Source organism: Marinospirillum sp., assembly GCF_035271045.1.
Lineage (GTDB): Bacteria > Pseudomonadota > Gammaproteobacteria > Pseudomonadales > Halomonadaceae > Marinospirillum.
Map to the genome: position 1 here is coordinate 1 of NZ_DATESC010000014.1, position 17103 is coordinate 17103.

General features: G+C 43.5%; 12 protein-coding genes and 1 rRNA gene. 7 read left to right on the forward strand and 6 right to left on the reverse strand.

What is annotated here, in order from left to right:
• The first annotated feature begins 3 nt into the window (after nt 1-3).
• Nucleotides 4-119 (forward strand): 5S ribosomal RNA (gene rrf, locus VJY63_RS05470).
• A 103-nt stretch (nt 120-222) separates the two neighbouring features.
• On the forward strand, nt 223-702 hold the full coding sequence (locus VJY63_RS05475; protein WP_324048846.1) for a DUF1456 family protein: 480 nt from the start codon (nt 223-225) through the stop codon (nt 700-702).
• Nucleotides 703-740: 38 nt separating this feature from the next.
• On the opposite strand, the gene VJY63_RS05480 is transcribed toward VJY63_RS05475, so the two are convergent.
• Both VJY63_RS05480 and VJY63_RS05485 read right to left on the reverse strand, forming a co-directional pair.
• Nucleotides 741-1442 (reverse strand): EAL domain-containing protein, encoded by a 702-nt coding sequence (locus VJY63_RS05480; protein ID WP_324048825.1) that lies wholly within the window; start codon nt 1440-1442, stop codon nt 741-743.
• Complete coding sequence (locus VJY63_RS05485) at nt 1408-1947, reverse strand: EAL domain-containing protein (RefSeq protein ID WP_324048827.1); 540 nt, start codon at nt 1945-1947, stop codon at nt 1408-1410. The genes VJY63_RS05480 and VJY63_RS05485 overlap by 35 nt, the downstream gene beginning before the upstream one ends.
• Before the next feature lie 481 nt (nt 1948-2428).
• Here VJY63_RS05485 and zapE point away from each other — a divergent pair, with 481 nt between their 5' ends.
• Together zapE and VJY63_RS05495 are read left to right on the forward strand one after the other, a co-directional pair.
• The gene (gene zapE, locus VJY63_RS05490) at nt 2429-3559 is read left to right on the forward strand and encodes a cell division protein ZapE (RefSeq protein ID WP_324048829.1); all 1131 of its coding nucleotides are present in this window, start codon (nt 2429-2431) and stop codon (nt 3557-3559) included.
• Nucleotides 3560-3607: 48 nt separating this feature from the next.
• A complete protein-coding gene (locus tag VJY63_RS05495) occupies nt 3608-4480 on the forward strand; it encodes a methyltransferase domain-containing protein (RefSeq protein WP_324048831.1) in 873 nt (290 codons plus the stop codon).
• On the opposite strand, the gene recD is transcribed toward VJY63_RS05495, so the two are convergent.
• Genes recD through recC form a run of 3 tightly spaced genes read right to left on the reverse strand, consistent with a single transcriptional unit; the run spans nt 4472 to nt 13781 of the window.
• Nucleotides 4472-6454 carry an exodeoxyribonuclease V subunit alpha gene (recD, locus tag VJY63_RS05500; protein ID WP_324048833.1) on the reverse strand — a complete coding sequence of 661 codons (1983 nt, stop codon included), beginning with the start codon at nt 6452-6454 and terminating at the stop codon, nt 4472-4474. The genes VJY63_RS05495 and recD overlap by 9 nt on opposite strands.
• Nucleotides 6451-10242, reverse strand: a complete 3792-nt coding sequence (recB, locus tag VJY63_RS05505) for an exodeoxyribonuclease V subunit beta (RefSeq protein WP_324048835.1) — start codon at nt 10240-10242, stop codon at nt 6451-6453. The genes recD and recB overlap by 4 nt, the downstream gene beginning before the upstream one ends.
• Nucleotides 10239-13781 carry an exodeoxyribonuclease V subunit gamma gene (gene recC, locus VJY63_RS05510; RefSeq protein WP_324048836.1) on the reverse strand — a complete coding sequence of 1181 codons (3543 nt, stop codon included), beginning with the start codon at nt 13779-13781 and terminating at the stop codon, nt 10239-10241. The genes recB and recC overlap by 4 nt, the downstream gene beginning before the upstream one ends.
• Nucleotides 13782-13907: 126 nt before the next feature.
• On the opposite strand from recC, the gene ybaK reads away from it, so the two are divergent.
• The 3 genes from ybaK (at nt 13908) to VJY63_RS05525 (ending at nt 16829) form a co-directional block, all read left to right on the forward strand.
• The gene (gene ybaK / locus VJY63_RS05515) at nt 13908-14375 is read left to right on the forward strand and encodes a Cys-tRNA(Pro) deacylase (protein ID WP_324048838.1); all 468 of its coding nucleotides are present in this window, start codon (nt 13908-13910) and stop codon (nt 14373-14375) included.
• Between the two features lie 169 nt (nt 14376-14544).
• On the forward strand, nt 14545-15930 hold the full coding sequence (locus VJY63_RS05520) for a cytochrome c (protein WP_324048840.1): 1386 nt from the start codon (nt 14545-14547) through the stop codon (nt 15928-15930).
• Entirely contained in the window at nt 15927-16829 is a 903-nt protein-coding gene (locus VJY63_RS05525; protein WP_324048842.1) for a c-type cytochrome, read from the forward strand. The genes VJY63_RS05520 and VJY63_RS05525 overlap by 4 nt, the downstream gene beginning before the upstream one ends.
• 67 nt (nt 16830-16896) lie before the next feature.
• On the opposite strand, the gene tnpA is transcribed toward VJY63_RS05525, so the two are convergent.
• A partial coding sequence (gene tnpA / locus VJY63_RS05530) for an IS200/IS605 family transposase (protein WP_324048844.1) occupies nt 16897-17103 on the reverse strand: 207 nt, incomplete at its 5' end.

Here is a 17103-nt window from a genome sequence, read left to right on the forward strand (position 1 = left end):
ACGCCTGACGACCATAGCAAGTGGGTACCACCTGATCCCTTACCGAACTCAGAAGTGAAACCGCTTAGCGCCGATGATAGTGTGGGGTCTCCCCATGTGAAAGTAGGTCATCGTCAGGCACTTATAAAATAACCCTCAGCTTATCAAGCTGGGGGTTTTTTTATGGCTTTTCATGGAGTGATTTTAGGATTAAAAGTTAACTTAAAGATTAGGAATGATATTTTGATTAATAATGATATTTTACGCCGTGTACGTTATACCTTTGATTTGAAAGATAGCACGATGATTGAAGTTTTTTCTTTGGCTGATTTTAATGCTACTAAAGAACAAATTACTGCTTGGTTAAAAAAAGAAGATGACGAAGCTTTTTTAAAGCTGAAAGATATTGAATTAGCTAGCTTCTTAAATGGTTTTATTAACTTGAAGCGGGGCAAGCGGGAAGGTGAGCAACCTAAGCCAGAAAAAAGTTTAAATAATAATACCGTATTTCAAAAACTCCGGATTGCTCTTAATTTAAAAACTGAAGATATTTTGGAGATTTTCCAGTTAGTCGACTTTAGTATAAGTAATCATGAATTAAGCGCCTTTTTCCGCAAGACAGACCACAAAAACTATCGAGAATGTAAAGATCAGGTACTTAGAAATTTTTTGATGGGTATTCAACAGCAATTACGGCCAACTGGAAATTTTGCTGCACTATAAAATCATCGTTTAGTACAGCTTTTAAAATAAACGGGTCGTTATGCTTCTAGCCAAGCAGCAGGGCAATCGGCACAAAGCACCAGTAGACGTGAAGGATTACCGGAGTGTAGTGCAATGGAAAGTGTGACATCTAGTGTAGCATCTGGTAATCCAAGGTAAGGTTGAGAAATTTGAACTTGCCTTGGTTGCTCTAATGCATTGCGAAAGTAGCCACGTCTAGCCCATAAAGCACCCACACTGCGGCTAAGTGGTGCATAAGCCGTAACGCTGATGCTTGACCGTGAGCTAATATTTTCAACAATTTGTACCCCTTCAGCATCTAACATATAAATACGCTCAATCGCTTCATGGTCATGCAATTGCTGAGTAGCAACCCGAAATTCCATATTCTGTTCTAGGTTCTCTGCTGTTTGTTTAAGCAGTTTTTGTAATTCATTTCTTTTACGTGATTGACTATGTTGGCGTATTAGTTGATCTCGTAACGTGTGCTGATGTAGTGAATGAATGGAGTCGGCTAAGGCTTGCTCTTCATACCTACCCGTTGCACTAGGGCGAGCAAAATAAAACCCTTGGGCTAAATCAGCTTCACTGTCGAGTGTTAATAAAGCATCCTCTTTGGTTTCAACGCCTTCTAATAATACTAATGCACCAGTTTCACGCAACAACGCCACACAACGCGCAAGCCAACGTTGACGGCGAGGATTATTACGAGCATTGACGGCGAGGATTATTACGAGCATTGACCAGCATGGAGCGATCTAATTTAACAATGTGAGGTTCTAGTTGCCAAATACGGTCAAAATTAGATGCGCCAGTACCAAAGTCATCAATGGCAATTAAAAAGCCAGCAGCTTTGTAGTGACTGACAAAATCCTGTAGCTGGACTGGGTCAGAAACAGCATCTTCTAAAATTTCTAGCACCATGCGTTCACTACCAAGCCCTCGACGGCGTAAGAATTTTTCTAGCATCGGCGCACGATGATTATCAGGGCTGATGGTTTCACTACGCAAATTTAAAAATAGCCACTGGTTATCAGTGTTCATTTGACCAAAGTTTAATAGATGGCTGGCAATACACTCTCGATCAAACTGTTCTACTCGATTATTCAATATAGCTTTATTAAAAGCTTCTAACGGTGAGCAAAGTTGGTTATTGGAATTTTTGGCGCGCAATAAAGCTTCGTACCCCACAACGCGTCGATGTGTCAGACTAATAATGGGTTGAAAGTGACTCTGAATTTTCATTGCGGACTTTCCTTGGCTTGTGTGCGCTGGCAAAATGCAGTACCAGCAAGAATAGTACCAACATCTATTAGTCTACCAATACCTATTTATATACGTTGGTGTTGCATAGCTTTAGCAGTCCTGTGCATTATTGGTGCGCCAATGAATTTAACGAGTTATTACTGATACTTTTTAGTGCACACTATTCAAGTAGATAAGAATAGTGAGATTACAGTAAAAAAATGTAAGCACCACTTTGTATTTAATTTAAGTTCTATAATATTAGATGTTGCTTTAGTTGATAATTTTAAGCCCGTATTAAACCTCGTCTGATCTACGTTGCTCTTTTTGAGATTTTAGAAGTATAAGTTTAATAAAGGGTAGTTTTACCTGCTTATCTTGTGTGTAGGTTTGAGTATTTTGTACAAAAGAAATGACGAAAAGATAGCCGTGCTTAATAAGTTATCCCCAAATTCAATAAGGTATTTTTAAAGGAGTCTTTGTGCTTTCTCTTTCTCCTTCTGCTGCTTATCAGCAAGCACTGGCTAATGGTTTTAAAGAAGATGCTGCTCAATACTTAGCAGTTCAAAACCTAGAACGGTGTTTTCAAGCGTTACATTCCAATGATATTACTGGGCAAGTGCTGCAAGGTGTTTACCTTTGGGGCCCGGTGGGTCGTGGTAAAACTTGGTTAATGGATAGTTTTTTTCAAAGTTTAAATGTTCCTGCTAAGCGCTTGCATTTTCATCATTTTATGCGCTGGCTACACAAGCGTCTTTTTCAGTTAACAGGGCAAGCTGATCCGTTAAATTTAATTGCCAAAGAGTTGGCTGCTGATGTTCGTGTGTTGTGTTTTGATGAATTATTTATTAATGACATTGGTGATGTTATGTTACTTAGTCGGTTATTCCAACACTTGTTTGTTGAAGGTTTGGTGTTGGTAGTAACGTCTAATCAACCACCACAAAAGCTTTATGAGGATGGTTTTAACCGCGAGCAGCTATTACCCGCCATTACTGCAATTCAAAATAATATGCACATTTTAAGTGTCGATGGTGGTAGCGATCACCGCTTGCATCCAGGTGCTAGTACGCAACGTTATTGGGTCAATGCGCCCCAAGCTTTGGCTGAAGTTTTTGCCGAGTTAACAGAAAAAGAGCCTATAAAAGCGTGTGTTAGTGAGCCGTTGCTTTTAGGTAATCGCCGTTTGAAATTAGCTTTACGTAGTCGGTGGGTGTTATGGTGTAATTATCAAGACTTATGCGAACAGTTGTTTGTAGCGGCTGATTTTATTGAGTTATGTGATAATTTTACGCATATTTTGCTAGGCAAAGTACCGCAATTAACGGGTGCAAAACAGCAAAAATCAATAGCACGTGGCACAGAAGATGCTGCTGAACTTGTGTTTGCCGGTGGTCGAGAGCTGCCAGCATTAACCTATCAAGATGATGGTGTGCGCCGTTTTATTGCTTTGGTTGATGAGTGTTATGACCGAGGTGTTCCGCTGTATATTGAAGCGACTGTGCCTTTACATGCATTATACCCAGAAGGTGAAGGCGCTTTAGACTTTCCGTTTCGTCGTGTACTAAGCCGTTTACATGAAATGCAGTTGCAGCGCTTTGCTCAAAAATAGCGTGCGGTTTACATTAATTTTTTATTCTTTTATTTGTAGGTGTCTTACTTGTACAAAGACCTAGCGTTTGACCATGATGATTACATGATTGATGAACTTAGAGACATGGATTATGCATTCGATGAATACTCCTTGTCTGATCCTGATTTTAGAGACCTTGCTTTTGATGAATATGGTATTGAAGCACCTGAAGTTTATTTAGATGTGCCCTATGTGCCGACGGATGAAAAAGTAGTCCAGGCTATGTTGGATTTGGCTGAAATAACCAGTAAAGACCTGCTTTATGATTTGGGTTGTGGTGATGGACGTATCGTTGTTGCAGCAGCTTTAGACAGAAGAACACGGGGCATTGGCATTGATATGGATCCGATGCGGATTGCTGATGCGATGGAGTCTGCTGGTAATGCAGGCGTTGAGCATTTGGTCGATTTTTTTGAAGGTAGTTTTTTGGAAGAGGACTTTAGCCAAGCCACCGTTGTTACGCTTTATTTGCTTGATTTAGTCAATATTGAGTTAAGGCCAAGGTTACTTAATGAGTTGCGCCCTGGCACGCGCATTGTGTCTCATGCATTTGATATGGGTGATTGGCGAGCAGATGAATGCAAAAGTTTTAGCGGTATTCATTTGTTTAAATGGTTTGTTCCAGCCAAGGTAGCTGGCCATTGGCAATGGCAAACGACGAGTGGTGACACTTATAAAGTAGTGCTGCAACAAAGATACCAAAGGATTAAAGGGAAAGTTTGGATTAACGGTAAAAAAGCACAACTCACCAGTGCCGCGTTAAAGGGTGATTTGCTTGAATTATTAATTCAGCCCGATGCCACGAGCCAGCCGTTAAGTTTTGTGATGCGTTGTGAAGCCAAACAGCTTGTGGCCACCGATGACGGCTTTCAGGCGACACCGGCAGTTAAATTAGGTTGACAAAGTGGTTAATCCGCTAACCCGTTCAACTTGGCTATTTAGCGCCTGCTGCAATACGCTATCTTTGCTGTGTATTAAAGTAAACTTCTCTTTAGAACGGGTAATGCCAGTATAGATCAGCTCCTTGGTTAGCACTGGGTTGCCAAAATCGGGTAATACCAGTGCGGTGTGGGTAAATTCTGAGCCTTGGGATTTATGCACCGTCATGGCGAATACTGTTTCTATGCCCTGTAAACGACTGGGTAATACCCAGCGAATGCCCTGTTTGCCATTGGGAAACGCTACCCTTAGCCCTTTTTTTGGCCACATCATACAAATACCAATGTCACCATTCATTAGCTTTAGGCTATAGTCATTGCGCGTAACCAGCAGCGGTCGGCCGGAATACCAAAAAGATACACCTTCAGGTAAAAGATTCTTACTTTGCAATGCTTTCACAATCTGCTGATTTAAACTTTCAACACCAAAAAAACCTTGCCTAACAGCGGTTAATAACTGGAATTGATTGTGTGCAGCAAAGACTTTTAATGCCCAATCTTCTAACTCGGCTGGGCTGGTATTGGCTTGAGTGGGTTGCAGTGTTTGCAGCGTGGTTAAATAGCCTTGATAGCCTTTGACGGCTAATTGTTCTAAGGGTGCTAAGTATACTTTGTAGGGATCGCTGGTGGTTTTAAGCAGCAAATTATTTAAGCTATCAGGGTTGTTTTTAAAGCAAGCTTTTAGCTTGTTTACTGTTGTTTTGCCGGTATTTACGGCTTGGGCTAGTTCACCGATGCCAGGGTGGGCGCTAAAGCGGTAGCTGTGGCGCAGCATACAAGTGGCTTGCTGCAACGCTGTGCCTTGCTCATCAATATATCCATCTGCTAATTGCTCATTGCTTAATCGTTGAACCCAAGCTTTTGTGGCTGGCGTGTAATGCCCTGTTGCAGCGGTTTGGCATAAATCCCCTAAAACTGAACCGGCTTCTACCGAAGCAAGTTGGTCTTTATCGCCTAACAAAATAAGCCTTGCCGTGCTGGGCAGTGCAGCCACTAGCTTTGCCATCATTTCTACATCCATCATCGACGCTTCATCCACCACTACACAATCGGTAGGCAGTGGGTTGGTTGCATGGTGACGAAAACTGCGTGTATTGGGCAGACTACCCAGCAAGCGGTGCAAAGTCGTCACTTCTTTAGGTATTTTGCTTTTAATGTCTGTGGCTAGATTTTCAGGTAGGTCTAAGTTGTTAGATAAGGCTAAGCGCTCAATGCTGCCAGCAATGGATTCACTTAACCTTGCTGCGGCTTTACCCGTTGGCGCTGCGAGGTGAATTTGCAGCGGTGTTTCATGGTTGGATAAACGCAGCCCCTGTAATAAGGCTAGTAGCTTAACCACTGTTGTTGTTTTACCAGTACCTGGGCCGCCGGTAATAATGGAAAAATTGCTGCGAGCAGCTAATAAACACGCTACTTTCTGCCAGTCGGTTGCTGTAGGTAAATCAGCCGCAGGAAACAGCCTAGCTAATAGCTTTTGTGTGGCAACTTCTGGCAAGGTTTGTTGCACGGCTAAACGCTGTGCAAGTGCGGCTTTAATCTGTTGTTCATAGTGCCAATAACGGCGCAAATACAGCAGCGGCTGTTTATCTATTCCGGCTAAAACTAGGGGTGAATTAGCTTGGTTAACTGCTGAGCTGGCTTTAAGCTCTGCTACCCAACTGGCTAAGCTAAGCGGGTTCAGCAGTGCGGCTAATTCATCTTTTGCTGTATTTTCATTAGTCGTGGTTAATAAGCTTTGTGGGTTATTTAAAGCCGCTTGCAAATCAAGGCACACATGACCATGAGCATTGCGTTCACTGACCAGCGCTACCGCTAATAAGACTGCATCGCTGCTATCAGGCAGTTGTTGTTGAATAAAGCGCGTTAGCGCCAAATCTAAGCTGCGTAGCGCACCCAGTTCTGCCCACGTTACTAGCGTTTCCATTAAGTTTTTCACTGGCTAACCTCGACTTTCTTGGTTGCATCGCTAAACAGTGTATCCAGTTTTTCTATCAGCGCTTTAGGTGGTTTATCGTGAAATAACCCTTGGGTGGTAGGATTTTTCCAGCCACGTAAAAAAACATACACCGCGCCACCTATGTGCTGGTCGTAATTATAATTGGGTAAACGGGCGGTTAATTGCCGGTGCAACGCCAAAATATAAAAAATGTATTGCAAGTCATAGCGGTGCGCGTTGATGGCTTTTTGCATGGCTGCTTGACTGTAATCGTTATCGCTGGCACCTAAGTAATTAGATTTCCAATCAATGATGTAATAACAGCCATCTTTTTCAGCCACCAAGTCAATAAAGCCTTTTAACATACCATTGAAAACATTCCTTTTCACTAAGGGTGCAGCAGCGCCTTGCAAAGTATAAGGGCGTACCAGATTATCCAATGCTTGGGTATCCACTTGGTGAACTTCAATTAAGAATTCTAATTCTACTGCTAAATTAGCTGGTTTTAAATCGGCTAAAGCAAAGCCGGTAGTCAGCCATGTTTGTTGTAGAAAATCCTTCATCCAAACGTTAAGTGGCGCAGCAAAGGTGTCGATGTTGCGTAGCTTGCAGCGCCTAATCAGCATTGTGTTACGGCTTAGATCATCGGTTACTGCTGCGGTAAAATCTTGGGCAGCCCACTCTAATAAGCCATGCAAAAAAGTACCCCATTTAGGTCCACGCGGAAATAAGTGCATAAAGGTATTATTTGCCACAGGGTCGGCGAGTGGCTGAGGTTTTAAACGCAAGGGCAAATTTAAACCGGCTTCGTCAACAGTGGTGGCTTGGCTTAATTCTAACAACTGATCTTCTTGGGCGCTGGTCGGTTCATCAATGGCTTCGCCTTGCCCTGCAAATTGCAGCGCTGAATAGCTGGCAATCCACCAGTTACTTAAATGGTCTAATTGGGGCGCAGGTCGAGCTTGTTCTAATTGCACTTTACTTAAATTAGGCGCTTGCTGGTTGCTGGATTCCGGTGCTGCTACCAGTGTGATGGCTGAAGCTGAGTGTGTAGCCAGTTCCGCCAAAGCTTGGTAAACATCAACGGCTTCTTTAAATACTTTGCCACCGTTTAAAACATGACCTAACGCCGACTTTTCAAGTTGCGGCTTTTTAGCATTACCTGATTTTAACGGCGCAACGCCTAGCCATAAAGCATGGCTAGCACGAGTCATCGCCACATAAAGTAAGCGTAAGTCTTCTTTAATGCGTTCATCATTAGCGGCTTGCCATGCTTTTGGAAACTGTTTTTGTCCAGCGACTTCTGTGTAACGTCCGGTGGTTTGATGGTTTGCGGTTTGATGATAAGGCACCTGCTTGGCGCGTCCGTCGACTTCTCGCCAACCGCTAATAAATGGCAGCAGCACTAACGGAAACTCCAATCCTTTAGATTTATGAATAGTAATGATTTTCACGCGACGTGCATCGCTTTCTAAACGTAGCAGCAGTTGCTGGTCTTCTTTGCCAAGGTGCTCATAAAGGTGGCGAATTAAGGCTTGCTCACCCTCTAGTTGGCTGGCTGTTTGTTGTAACCATTCTGCCAAATGCAGTAAATTAGTTAGGCTGCGTTCGCCAGTGGGTTGTTGTAATAAACGCGCAGGCAATTGGTAATACGCCATTAAGCGTTGCAGCATCACCAATACTCCTTGCCGCCGCCAAATAAAATGCAAGCGATTAAACTGCTGCATTTCTGCTTCCCAAGCCAGCTCATCTTCTTGCCAAGCCGCTAAACGTGTCAAAGGCAGCCCAAGGCTTAGTGTTCCCAAAGCGGCTTTAACCAAACGTTCATTAGTTGGCTCAGCGCAAGCGCGTAACCAGTGTAATAAATCAGCAGCTTCTTGGCTGGCTAATAAAGCTTCGCGGTCAGATAAATACACACTAGCAACGCCTCTAGCGTTTAATGCAGCCGTCATGCGTTGTGCTTCGTTGCTGGTTCTTACCAAAATTGCAATGTCTGCTGGTTGCAGTGCTTTTTCAATGCCCGTTTTTCCAAAACCTGCTTCGCCAACAGCCGCAGCGGTTAACCATTGGGTAATTTGGCTGGCGGCTACTTCTGCGGCACTGCCTTTAAATTCAGCAATGCCCACTGGGTCGGTTGTATTTTCACCAGAAAAATACCAAAGCGTCATCGGGTTAACGGCTTGCTGATTTAGGTAAAGCTGCTCGTCACGGCCTTGTGCTTCAACGGCAATAAAAGGAATTGGGTTATCTGTTTGACCTTCTTGTTTATAACGAAACGCAGCTTGGGGCTGTTGTTCGGCATATTCAAAAAAAGCATTACAGGCATTGACCACGCCTTGGGTTGAACGAAAATTTTTCTTTAGTGTGTAATGGCGGCCTTTGGTCGCTTGACGCACTTGTAAATAAGTATGAATGTCTGCGCCACGAAAGCTATAAATGGACTGTTTAGGATCACCAATCATAAAAATACCGCTGTCTTCAGCCGAATTTTCAATCTTGTAAATGCAATCAAAAATACTGTATTGAATGGGGTCGGTGTCTTGAAATTCATCAATCATTGCAATGGGATAATTGCGTTTTAATGTGGTGGCTAAATGCTGTGCGTGATCGTCGGCTGCATCAGGGTTTAGGGCCTTTTCAAGCTGCACCAGTAGGTCGTCAAAATTCATTTTTGCGTATTGCGCCATGCGTTGCTGAAATGTTTTTTCAACCCATACCGCAGCCGCTGCTAGAATGGCTGCATGCAGGCTTAACTTAGGCTGGTTAGCGGTTAAAGTGTCCATTTCTTTTAGCAGCGTAAAGGCTTTTAAAGGGTCTTCTTGGCTGATGTTAGCTTTGGCTTTAAACTTAAAATTGCCTTTTGCAAAGCTACGTAATTTCGATGGTTCTGCTGCATCGCCTTCATTGTTAGCCCAGTCAGCAATCTCAGCCAATAATGCCTGAAACTTATCAAGCTTGGCGCTGCCGTGGGTGGTGCCATTTAAGCTGGGTTGCAGTGCTAATAAATGCGCTTCAATGTCTAACCAGTTATTCGCCCAATGGTTTTTGGTTTCGGTGGTTTTGTTATGCAACGCTTGCTGGTAATTTGCCCAAGCTGCAAAGGTTTCATTTAGTAAATTGTCGCTTGCAACCAGCGGTTGGCCTAAAAAACTAACACCTTGGCTGGTAGGTTGAATCAGGCTATATAAGGCTTTTTCTAATGCAGCCGGTGAGTCAAAAATTTGGGTAACGGCGGCGGCTTCTTCAGGTTTTAAGTGGTAAAAATGCACACGCCAATAATCTTCAACCACTTGACTTAATAGCTCGCTGGTGTCGGTGACTAGCTCACGATTAAACAGTCCACGGGTATCAAAAGCGTGCTCGACTAGCATACGATTACACCAGCTATGAATGGTTGAAACGCTGGCTTCATCCATGCTTTCTGCCGCCATTTGCAAGCGCCAAGCGCAGCGCTTCCATTCATCTTTGGGGTAGTCTTCACGTAGTTTTATCAGCAATTCATCCGCGTTTTTTTCTGGCTGTTTAAAGTAATCAGCGGCTTCTACTAAACGGGCGCGAATTCGGTCACGCAATTCACCGGCGGCCAGTTCTGTAAAGGTAACAACCAAAATTTCTTTAGGCGTTAGTGGGCGCTGAAAACCTTGCTGGTTATTGCTTGTGCCTAAAATAAGTCGCACATACAAAAGTGCCAGCGTGAAAGTTTTACCCGTACCTGCACTGGCTTCAATTAAACGGCTACCAAATAGTGGAAAAGTTAATGGATCAAGCTGCTTTATTAATAAGGTCATTGGGCGGCCTCCATGATTGGGCGATAAATTAATTCAGCCAAGGTCATAAAGCGTGGGTCATTACTAAGGTTGGCATAGTCAGGCCAGAATGCTTGTAGTGGTGGGTTTTCTGCCAATTCGCCATTAAAACTATAATTCCCCTCATAAACGTCTTGTGGTTGGTTGTTTTCAAGGGCTGCAAAAGCTGTTTTACAAGGTAGAGGTAAAAGTTGATTCATACCGGCAAAGTAGGTTTCTAGCAGCGCTAGTAACAGGTCTTCAGCGGTTTGAGCACTTAGGCTGGGTAAAATAAGGTGAGTTGCTGGCCCAATCAGGTGTGTGGTTAGTGGCTGACGCATTTGTGCAAAAAGGTGGGCGGGCCATTGGCGGACTAAGTGGTAATATTTTAACGTTTTGCCTGAATGCAAGTTGCTGGCTTGAATAATTACGCGCAAACAATCGCCATTGGCATTGCAACGAATGTCAGCTAAGCCATCGTCTAAAATAAGCTGATCTTTAAATTTTAATGATTGGGTTATTACGGGTTGTTTATTTGGATAGGCCGCCAGTAGCTGCTGATAGTCCATTAGCGGCACTTCAAGCTCTTGTGTTAATGCGGCTTGTACTAATTCAGCAAAAGGCGGTAAAGGTAAACTGCCAGAGCGCTGTAAATGTGTGAGTCCATCGCTTAAAGCTTGTGTTATTAGGCTGTTAGGTTGTTGGGTTAGTTGTTGGGTTATACGTTGAATTAATTGGTTTTTTAACGCCCAGCGATTTAAGCCATCAAGGTGAAAAGGCTCAATATCTTCTATGTCTTGGTCAGTATCAAGCCATTGAATACCTAAACGATTTTTATAAAAATACTGAGTTGGGTTGCGTAAAAAACGGGCTAAATCAACCAGCTTAATGGGTGCTTCTGCCTGCCAAGCAGGTAGTTCTAACGCCGTTGTTGCATTGTTAGTCGTGGGCTGATTAAAACCGTGCAACGAACGCCATTCTTTGGCATAGGTAAATAAGCGCGGGTCTCTATCCACTTCAAAATAACGTTGACTAAATGGCTGCAACGGATGTTCGGTGGTCAGTGCTGCTAATAAATCAGTTGTATTATTGGTTGTATCAGCAGCAGCGTTGTTAGCTAACTGCCAACCGGCTTGCAGGTGGTCGCGCAACTGGCTAACAATGACAGAAGGTGGGCGTTCAGTATTGTCACGAATATCCTTGCCTAGCCAGCTAATCACTAAGCGTTGGCGTGCTGATAATAAAGCCTCTAAGAATAAATAACGGTCATCTTCACGCCGTGACCTATCGCCAGGGCGGTAATCTATCGCCATTAAATCAAAGTCGGCAGGGCGTACATTGCGCGGGTAATCACCATCATTCATACCCAGCAACCATAGCTGCTGGAAGGGAATTGCTCGCATCGGCATTAAAGTCGCAAAGTTAATCGATCCGCCTAAAAACTTTTGAGTTAAGTTGGTTTGGTCTAAGCTTGCCAGCAATTCTTCACGTACTACTTCCAGCGGTAATAACTCACAACTTAAACCACCTGCTAGCCAGTTTTTTTGCAGCATTTCTAACTGCATATCCAAATGAGTTAATGCCCAGCTATCGGTTTTACTGGTTTCAACAAAAAAATCAGCTAAAAGGTTTTCAATTAAATTTAACCAATCATCGGGTGTGTGGGATTTTGAAAGCTGCTGCTGGGTAGTTTGTAGGCTGTCTAATAAAAGCGCTAATGGGCCAACTAATGCGGCTTCTAAACCAGCGACTTCGGTATAAGGTTCAATGCCTTGCCAACTAGCGTTATTGTTAAGCGAATGCCCTACCGAAAAACCCAACAGCATCCGCTGTAAACCAAATAACCAAGTGTTTTGCTCTAATTCTGGCAGGTTTAATTGTTTGCGCTGCGCTGCATCTAAGCCCCAACGTATATTGGCGCCATGAATCCATTGTCGCAACGTGGGCAGGTCGGTTTCGTTAATACCGAAACGTTCACGCAGCGCTGGCGTGTCTAGCAGGTCAGAAATCTCACTCACTGTAAAGCGTGATTGCGGTAAATGCAGCAGCTGTTCTAGCGCAATTAACAGCGTGTTTTGGCGGCGCTGGCTTTGGTCAGCAATGTGAAAAGGCAAATAACGCTTATCCCTTAACGAATTGCGCTCATCGTCGCTGGTGGTATAACGCCCAAATACTGCCTGAATGTGAGGTGCATAAATATTAATGTCTGGCACCATCACTAAAATATCACGCGGGTTTAGCGTCCGGCCTTCGCGCTTGGCGGTTTCAAAACTGTCGAGCAACTGATCGTGTAAAATTTCTACTTCACGCTGCACACTGTGCGCCACCATAAATTGTAAGCTTTGGTCTTGCTTAGGATTAATTTGCGTTTGCTGTGCTTGGCGCTCTGCTAAAGGGCGCAAATGCAAAATATCTGATTGTAGCTGGTGCAATAAACAGCCTTGCCCTGAATCGGTAAATAAATCTATTTTTTGTTGATGAAATAACTGTTTATAACGGTCGGGCTGGTCGTATTCATCCAATAGGTGTAAAAAGTCGCGGCCTTGCTTGCCCCAAGAAGCCAGCAGCGGATGCCCATAGGCGTGCAAATCTTCAAGGTTCAAATTAGTGGGTGTTTTACGTTCAGCAATGCGCTTATATTCTTTTTTTAAAAGGGCTTTGCCTTCAATTAAGTCGCCCCAGTAATGCTGGCTAGGGTTGGTGGCGAACACCATAACTTGGGTGAATTTGGCAATGGCTTGTAAGAACTCAAGTGTTTGGCGCGGCAAAGAAGAAATGCTAAAAACAATCACGCGGCGCGGCAGGTTTATAGGGCGATTTTTAGGTGTGTAGTTTTCACACTCCGTAATAAATTTCTGGTGAACAACTGCACGGCTAGCCGTTGCCCAATTAGCATCGCCAGAGGCTATACCTTCGCCATGAATATCGGCACTTAACACCCGCCATAAAATGGCTTGCCAGCGTTGTTCTTCAGGCAGTGGTTCATGCTGCCCATTGGCTTTAATAATGATGTCTGTATCGGCTTTCCAAGCTTCTAACCAATCGGCACGGTATAGCTGGTATTGGTCGTAAAGGTCAGAAAGATTAGCCGCCAGTTGATAACGGCGGCGCGGGTCTTGGTCAGCTGTTAAAAAGCCTTCTAATGGGCTTAGCGCCGCGATTTTTTCACTTAAATGGCCGCGTTGATTTAAACGGGTTTTTAAGGTTGCCCAATCGCCTAATAAACGGTAAATACGCCAAGTGAGTGGTGTTTTATCAAAGGGCGAACTTTTGGGTAAATCCGTAAAAATACTGCGATACGCTTGCCAAATAAACCGCCCCGGCAACTGTAGGTTAACTGCTGCTGCGATGCCTTTACCTTGTGGGTGGGTTGCCAAGGCTATTTTTAACCACTGAGCAATGCCGTTACTTTGTACCAAAATGCATTCATCTTCTAAAGGCTGCAACGGGTGTTGTGCCAGCCACTGCACCGCAACCTCGCGCAAATCTTCTAGGTGATTGCCTTGTAATACCATTAGACCAGGCGATAAAGAAGCCAGCATACAATCTTCCTTGTGAGAGTTTTTAAATAAAGGGTTAAGAATCTTAGCATGATCCAGTTTTAGTATGGGGTCAGCGAATGGGTGTAATATCTTAAATATAATGACGAAAAATTGAATAGGTAAACAATGACTCCCGCGATTAATTTAGTTAAAAAGCAAAAAGTTATACACCAAGTGCATGAGTATACTCACGATGCAGCCAGTGAATCCTATGGGCTTGAGGCGGCTGAAAAGATGGGCGTTGCTGCTGAAAAGGTTTTTAAAACCTTAGTTGTGATATTGGATAACCAATATCTAGCGGTGGGTATTGTGCCAGTTTCAGCCCTGTTAAGTATGAAATCTATTGCTAAAGCTTTAGGTGCTAAAAAAGCGCTGATGGCAGAAAAATCTGCGGTTGAACGTTCAACGGGTTATGTGTTGGGTGGCGTAAGTCCGCTGGGGCAAAAAAAGCGCCTTAAAACCGTGCTGGATGCTTCAGCAAAAAACTACTCAAGTATTTATGTGAGTGCCGGTCGTAGAGGCTTAGAACTTGAATTAAATCCAGATGATTTATTAAAATTAACCAAGGGCGTGTTTTTTGAACTAGCTCAGTAAATAAACTAATGTTTTTTAAAGTAATATTTTTAATGATTGATTAATAACTCAATAATAAAAAGCGTGGCAATGTACCTCGCTTAAAAAATAATAGGCATATATAATATAAAAAAATGCATAATAAAATCATAGATGATGGCAAGTTAATTGCCTGATGGAGCGGGTGCTTATGAGTATGAAAAAAAAGTGGCCAAAAATTATTATTATTACTGGTATCGCCAGTTTTGCTGTTGTGTTTAGTTTGGGATTGTTGCTGCCTAATTTGCGTACTACAACTACGGGCATTCAAGTTGATATTAATAATCCAGCGCTAATAAAACGTGGTGAATACATAGCGCGTACGGGTGATTGTGTTGCTTGTCACACCACATTAGACGGTGAAAAGTTTGCCGGTGGTCTGCCGATGCTGACACCTTTAGGGGCGGTGTATTCCACAAATATTACCCCAGACAAAGAAACCGGCATTGGTAACTATACCTTTGACGACTTTAATAATGCGACCAAGCATGGCGTGCGTAAAGACAAGAGCGCCCTGTACCCAGCCATGCCTTACCCTTCTTACCAAATTATGCCCGATGAAGACGTAGCCGCTATGTATGCTTACTTTATGTCGGGTGTAAAAGCGGTTAAGCAAGAAAATAAACCCAGCGAATTGCCCCCAGTTTTAAATTGGCGTTGGCCTTTGGCTTATTGGCAGGCCATTTTTGCCCCAGCACGTGATTTTATTCCAGAAACCCAAGATGCTGTATTGGCGCGTGGTCAGTATTTAGTTGAAGGCCCAGGTCATTGTGGTTCTTGCCACACTGAACGTGGTGTAGGTTTTCAAGAATTAACCTTAACCAATGCTTCGGATTCTTTTTTAAGTGGCGCAGTAATTGATGGCTGGCGCGCAAAAAGTTTGCGTGGTGAACATCGCGGTTTAGGCACTTGGAAAACTGAAGAATTGGTTGATTTCTTTAAAACAGGTCGTACTGATATTACCGCAGCTTTTGGCGCGATGGCAGAAGTTGTTGAACACAGCACCCAATACATGACAGATGCTGACCTTTACGCTATGTCAGCGTATTTAAAAACACTAACGCCTAAACCAGGTGAAGCCATGATTTTGCCGGTTAAAAAAGACATTACCACGCAAAAATTACTCGATGGCGTTTACGATTCACGCGGTGCATTGTTGTATGTTGAATATTGTACTGTTTGTCACCGTGCCGATGGTCAGGGCGTGCCGCGCATTTTTCCAGCACTGGATGGTAACAGCGCAGTTTATTCAAATGATGCTGACTCGGTTTTACAAATTACGCTAAGCGGTGGCCGTATGCCACATACACCGCATGACCGTATGGCGTTTACCATGCCAGAATTTATTAATTTAAGTGATGCCGACATTGCTGAAGTGGTTAACTACATTCGCAACAGTTGGACGAATCAAGCCAGTAAAATTACCGTTGATGATGTGGTAGCAATGCGTGTATTTTTGGCTAAAAAACCAAAAACAGGTACAGATATCGCACCTGATTTGAGTATTGATTCGGCAGCAAAAGGAGCGGGTAAATGAATAATCGAATAATAATGACATTCTTGGCTTTAGCCGTGTTTGCTGTGGGTTTAAGTGGCTGTTCAAAACCTGAGCCTGTTGAGCGCAACGCTACGCAGTTTGATTTAATTCTTACCGATGATGCTAACCAAGACATAGCCACCTATGTGTTGCCACAAGATACGGCTATTTTGGAAGAACCTAATGCCGATCAAATTTTCTATGGTAAGCGTTTGCTAAATGAAACCAAACGCCTGCTGCCAGATCATGTGGGCGCAGCAATGAACTGCAACAGCTGCCACATAGCGCAGGGTAAAATTCCGCTAGGTGATCCCTACATTAATAGCTTTACAACCTACCCACGCGTTATGCCGCGTTCTAATACGCTGGTTGATTTAGAAGGCCGTATTAATGGTTGTTTCCAGCGTTCTATGAATGGCAAGCCTTTAGATCGTGAATCCGCTGAAATGGCGGCAATGATTGCTTACATGAAGTGGTTGTCACAAAAAACACCCGCTAATTCAAAAGTTAATATCAGTAACGCTGGTAAAGTAGATACTTCGCTAATACCCGACTCGATACGTGGTCAGGTTATTTACCATGCACAGTGTGCAACTTGTCACGGTGATAACGGTGAAGGCATTAAAGACAGCCGTGGTGATATCGTATTCCCACCTTTATGGGGTGATGAATCGTTTAATATCGGTGCGGGCATGGCGCGTACTTACAAGGCTGCTGCTTTTGTAAAGTATAATATGCCAATGGGTATTCAAACCCAAGGCTTGTGGGGTCACGGTAATGTGTTAAGCGATCAAGATGCGGTTGATGTATCTGAATATTTTACACATATGCCACGCCCAGATTTCCCAGCTATTGTTAATGACTGGCCTAAAGGTAATATGCCTAAAGATGCACGTTAATTTAGCAATTCCGCCGTAAACCCTCGCCCAATCGGGCGGGGATATAAGGCGTAAGACGCAAAGCGGCTTAATCTGGTGTAGCTTGACTCTCTACATAAGCCTTTAGTGTTTCGATTGTTGCACCTCCTGCCGTACAAGCAAAGTAAGAGCGCGACCATAACGCAGCACTTTTGCTTTGTCTTGTAAGGTGCGTATTCTGCAATCGCAACATTCTTGATGAAATGGATTTAAGGTTGTTAACCATTACGCTCACTGACAGCTTTGGTGGGTACGC

Bases quoted from the DNA above. Each gene is read 5' to 3' on its own strand.
- VJY63_RS05520 (WP_324048840.1), top strand. From the start codon at position 14,545: ATGAGTATGAAAAAAAAGTGGCCAAAAATTATTATTATTACTGGTATC.
- VJY63_RS05485 (WP_324048827.1), bottom strand. From the start codon at position 1,947: ATGAAAATTCAGAGTCACTTTCAACCCATTATTAGTCTGACACATCGA.
- VJY63_RS05480 (WP_324048825.1), bottom strand. From the start codon at position 1,442: ATGCTCGTAATAATCCTCGCCGTCAATGCTCGTAATAATCCTCGCCGT.
- ybaK (WP_324048838.1), top strand. From the start codon at position 13,908: ATGACTCCCGCGATTAATTTAGTTAAAAAGCAAAAAGTTATACACCAA.
- recC (WP_324048836.1), bottom strand. From the start codon at position 13,781: ATGCTGGCTTCTTTATCGCCTGGTCTAATGGTATTACAAGGCAATCAC.
- VJY63_RS05525 (WP_324048842.1), top strand. From the start codon at position 15,927: ATGAATAATCGAATAATAATGACATTCTTGGCTTTAGCCGTGTTTGCT.
- recB (WP_324048835.1), bottom strand. From the start codon at position 10,242: ATGACCTTATTAATAAAGCAGCTTGATCCATTAACTTTTCCACTATTT.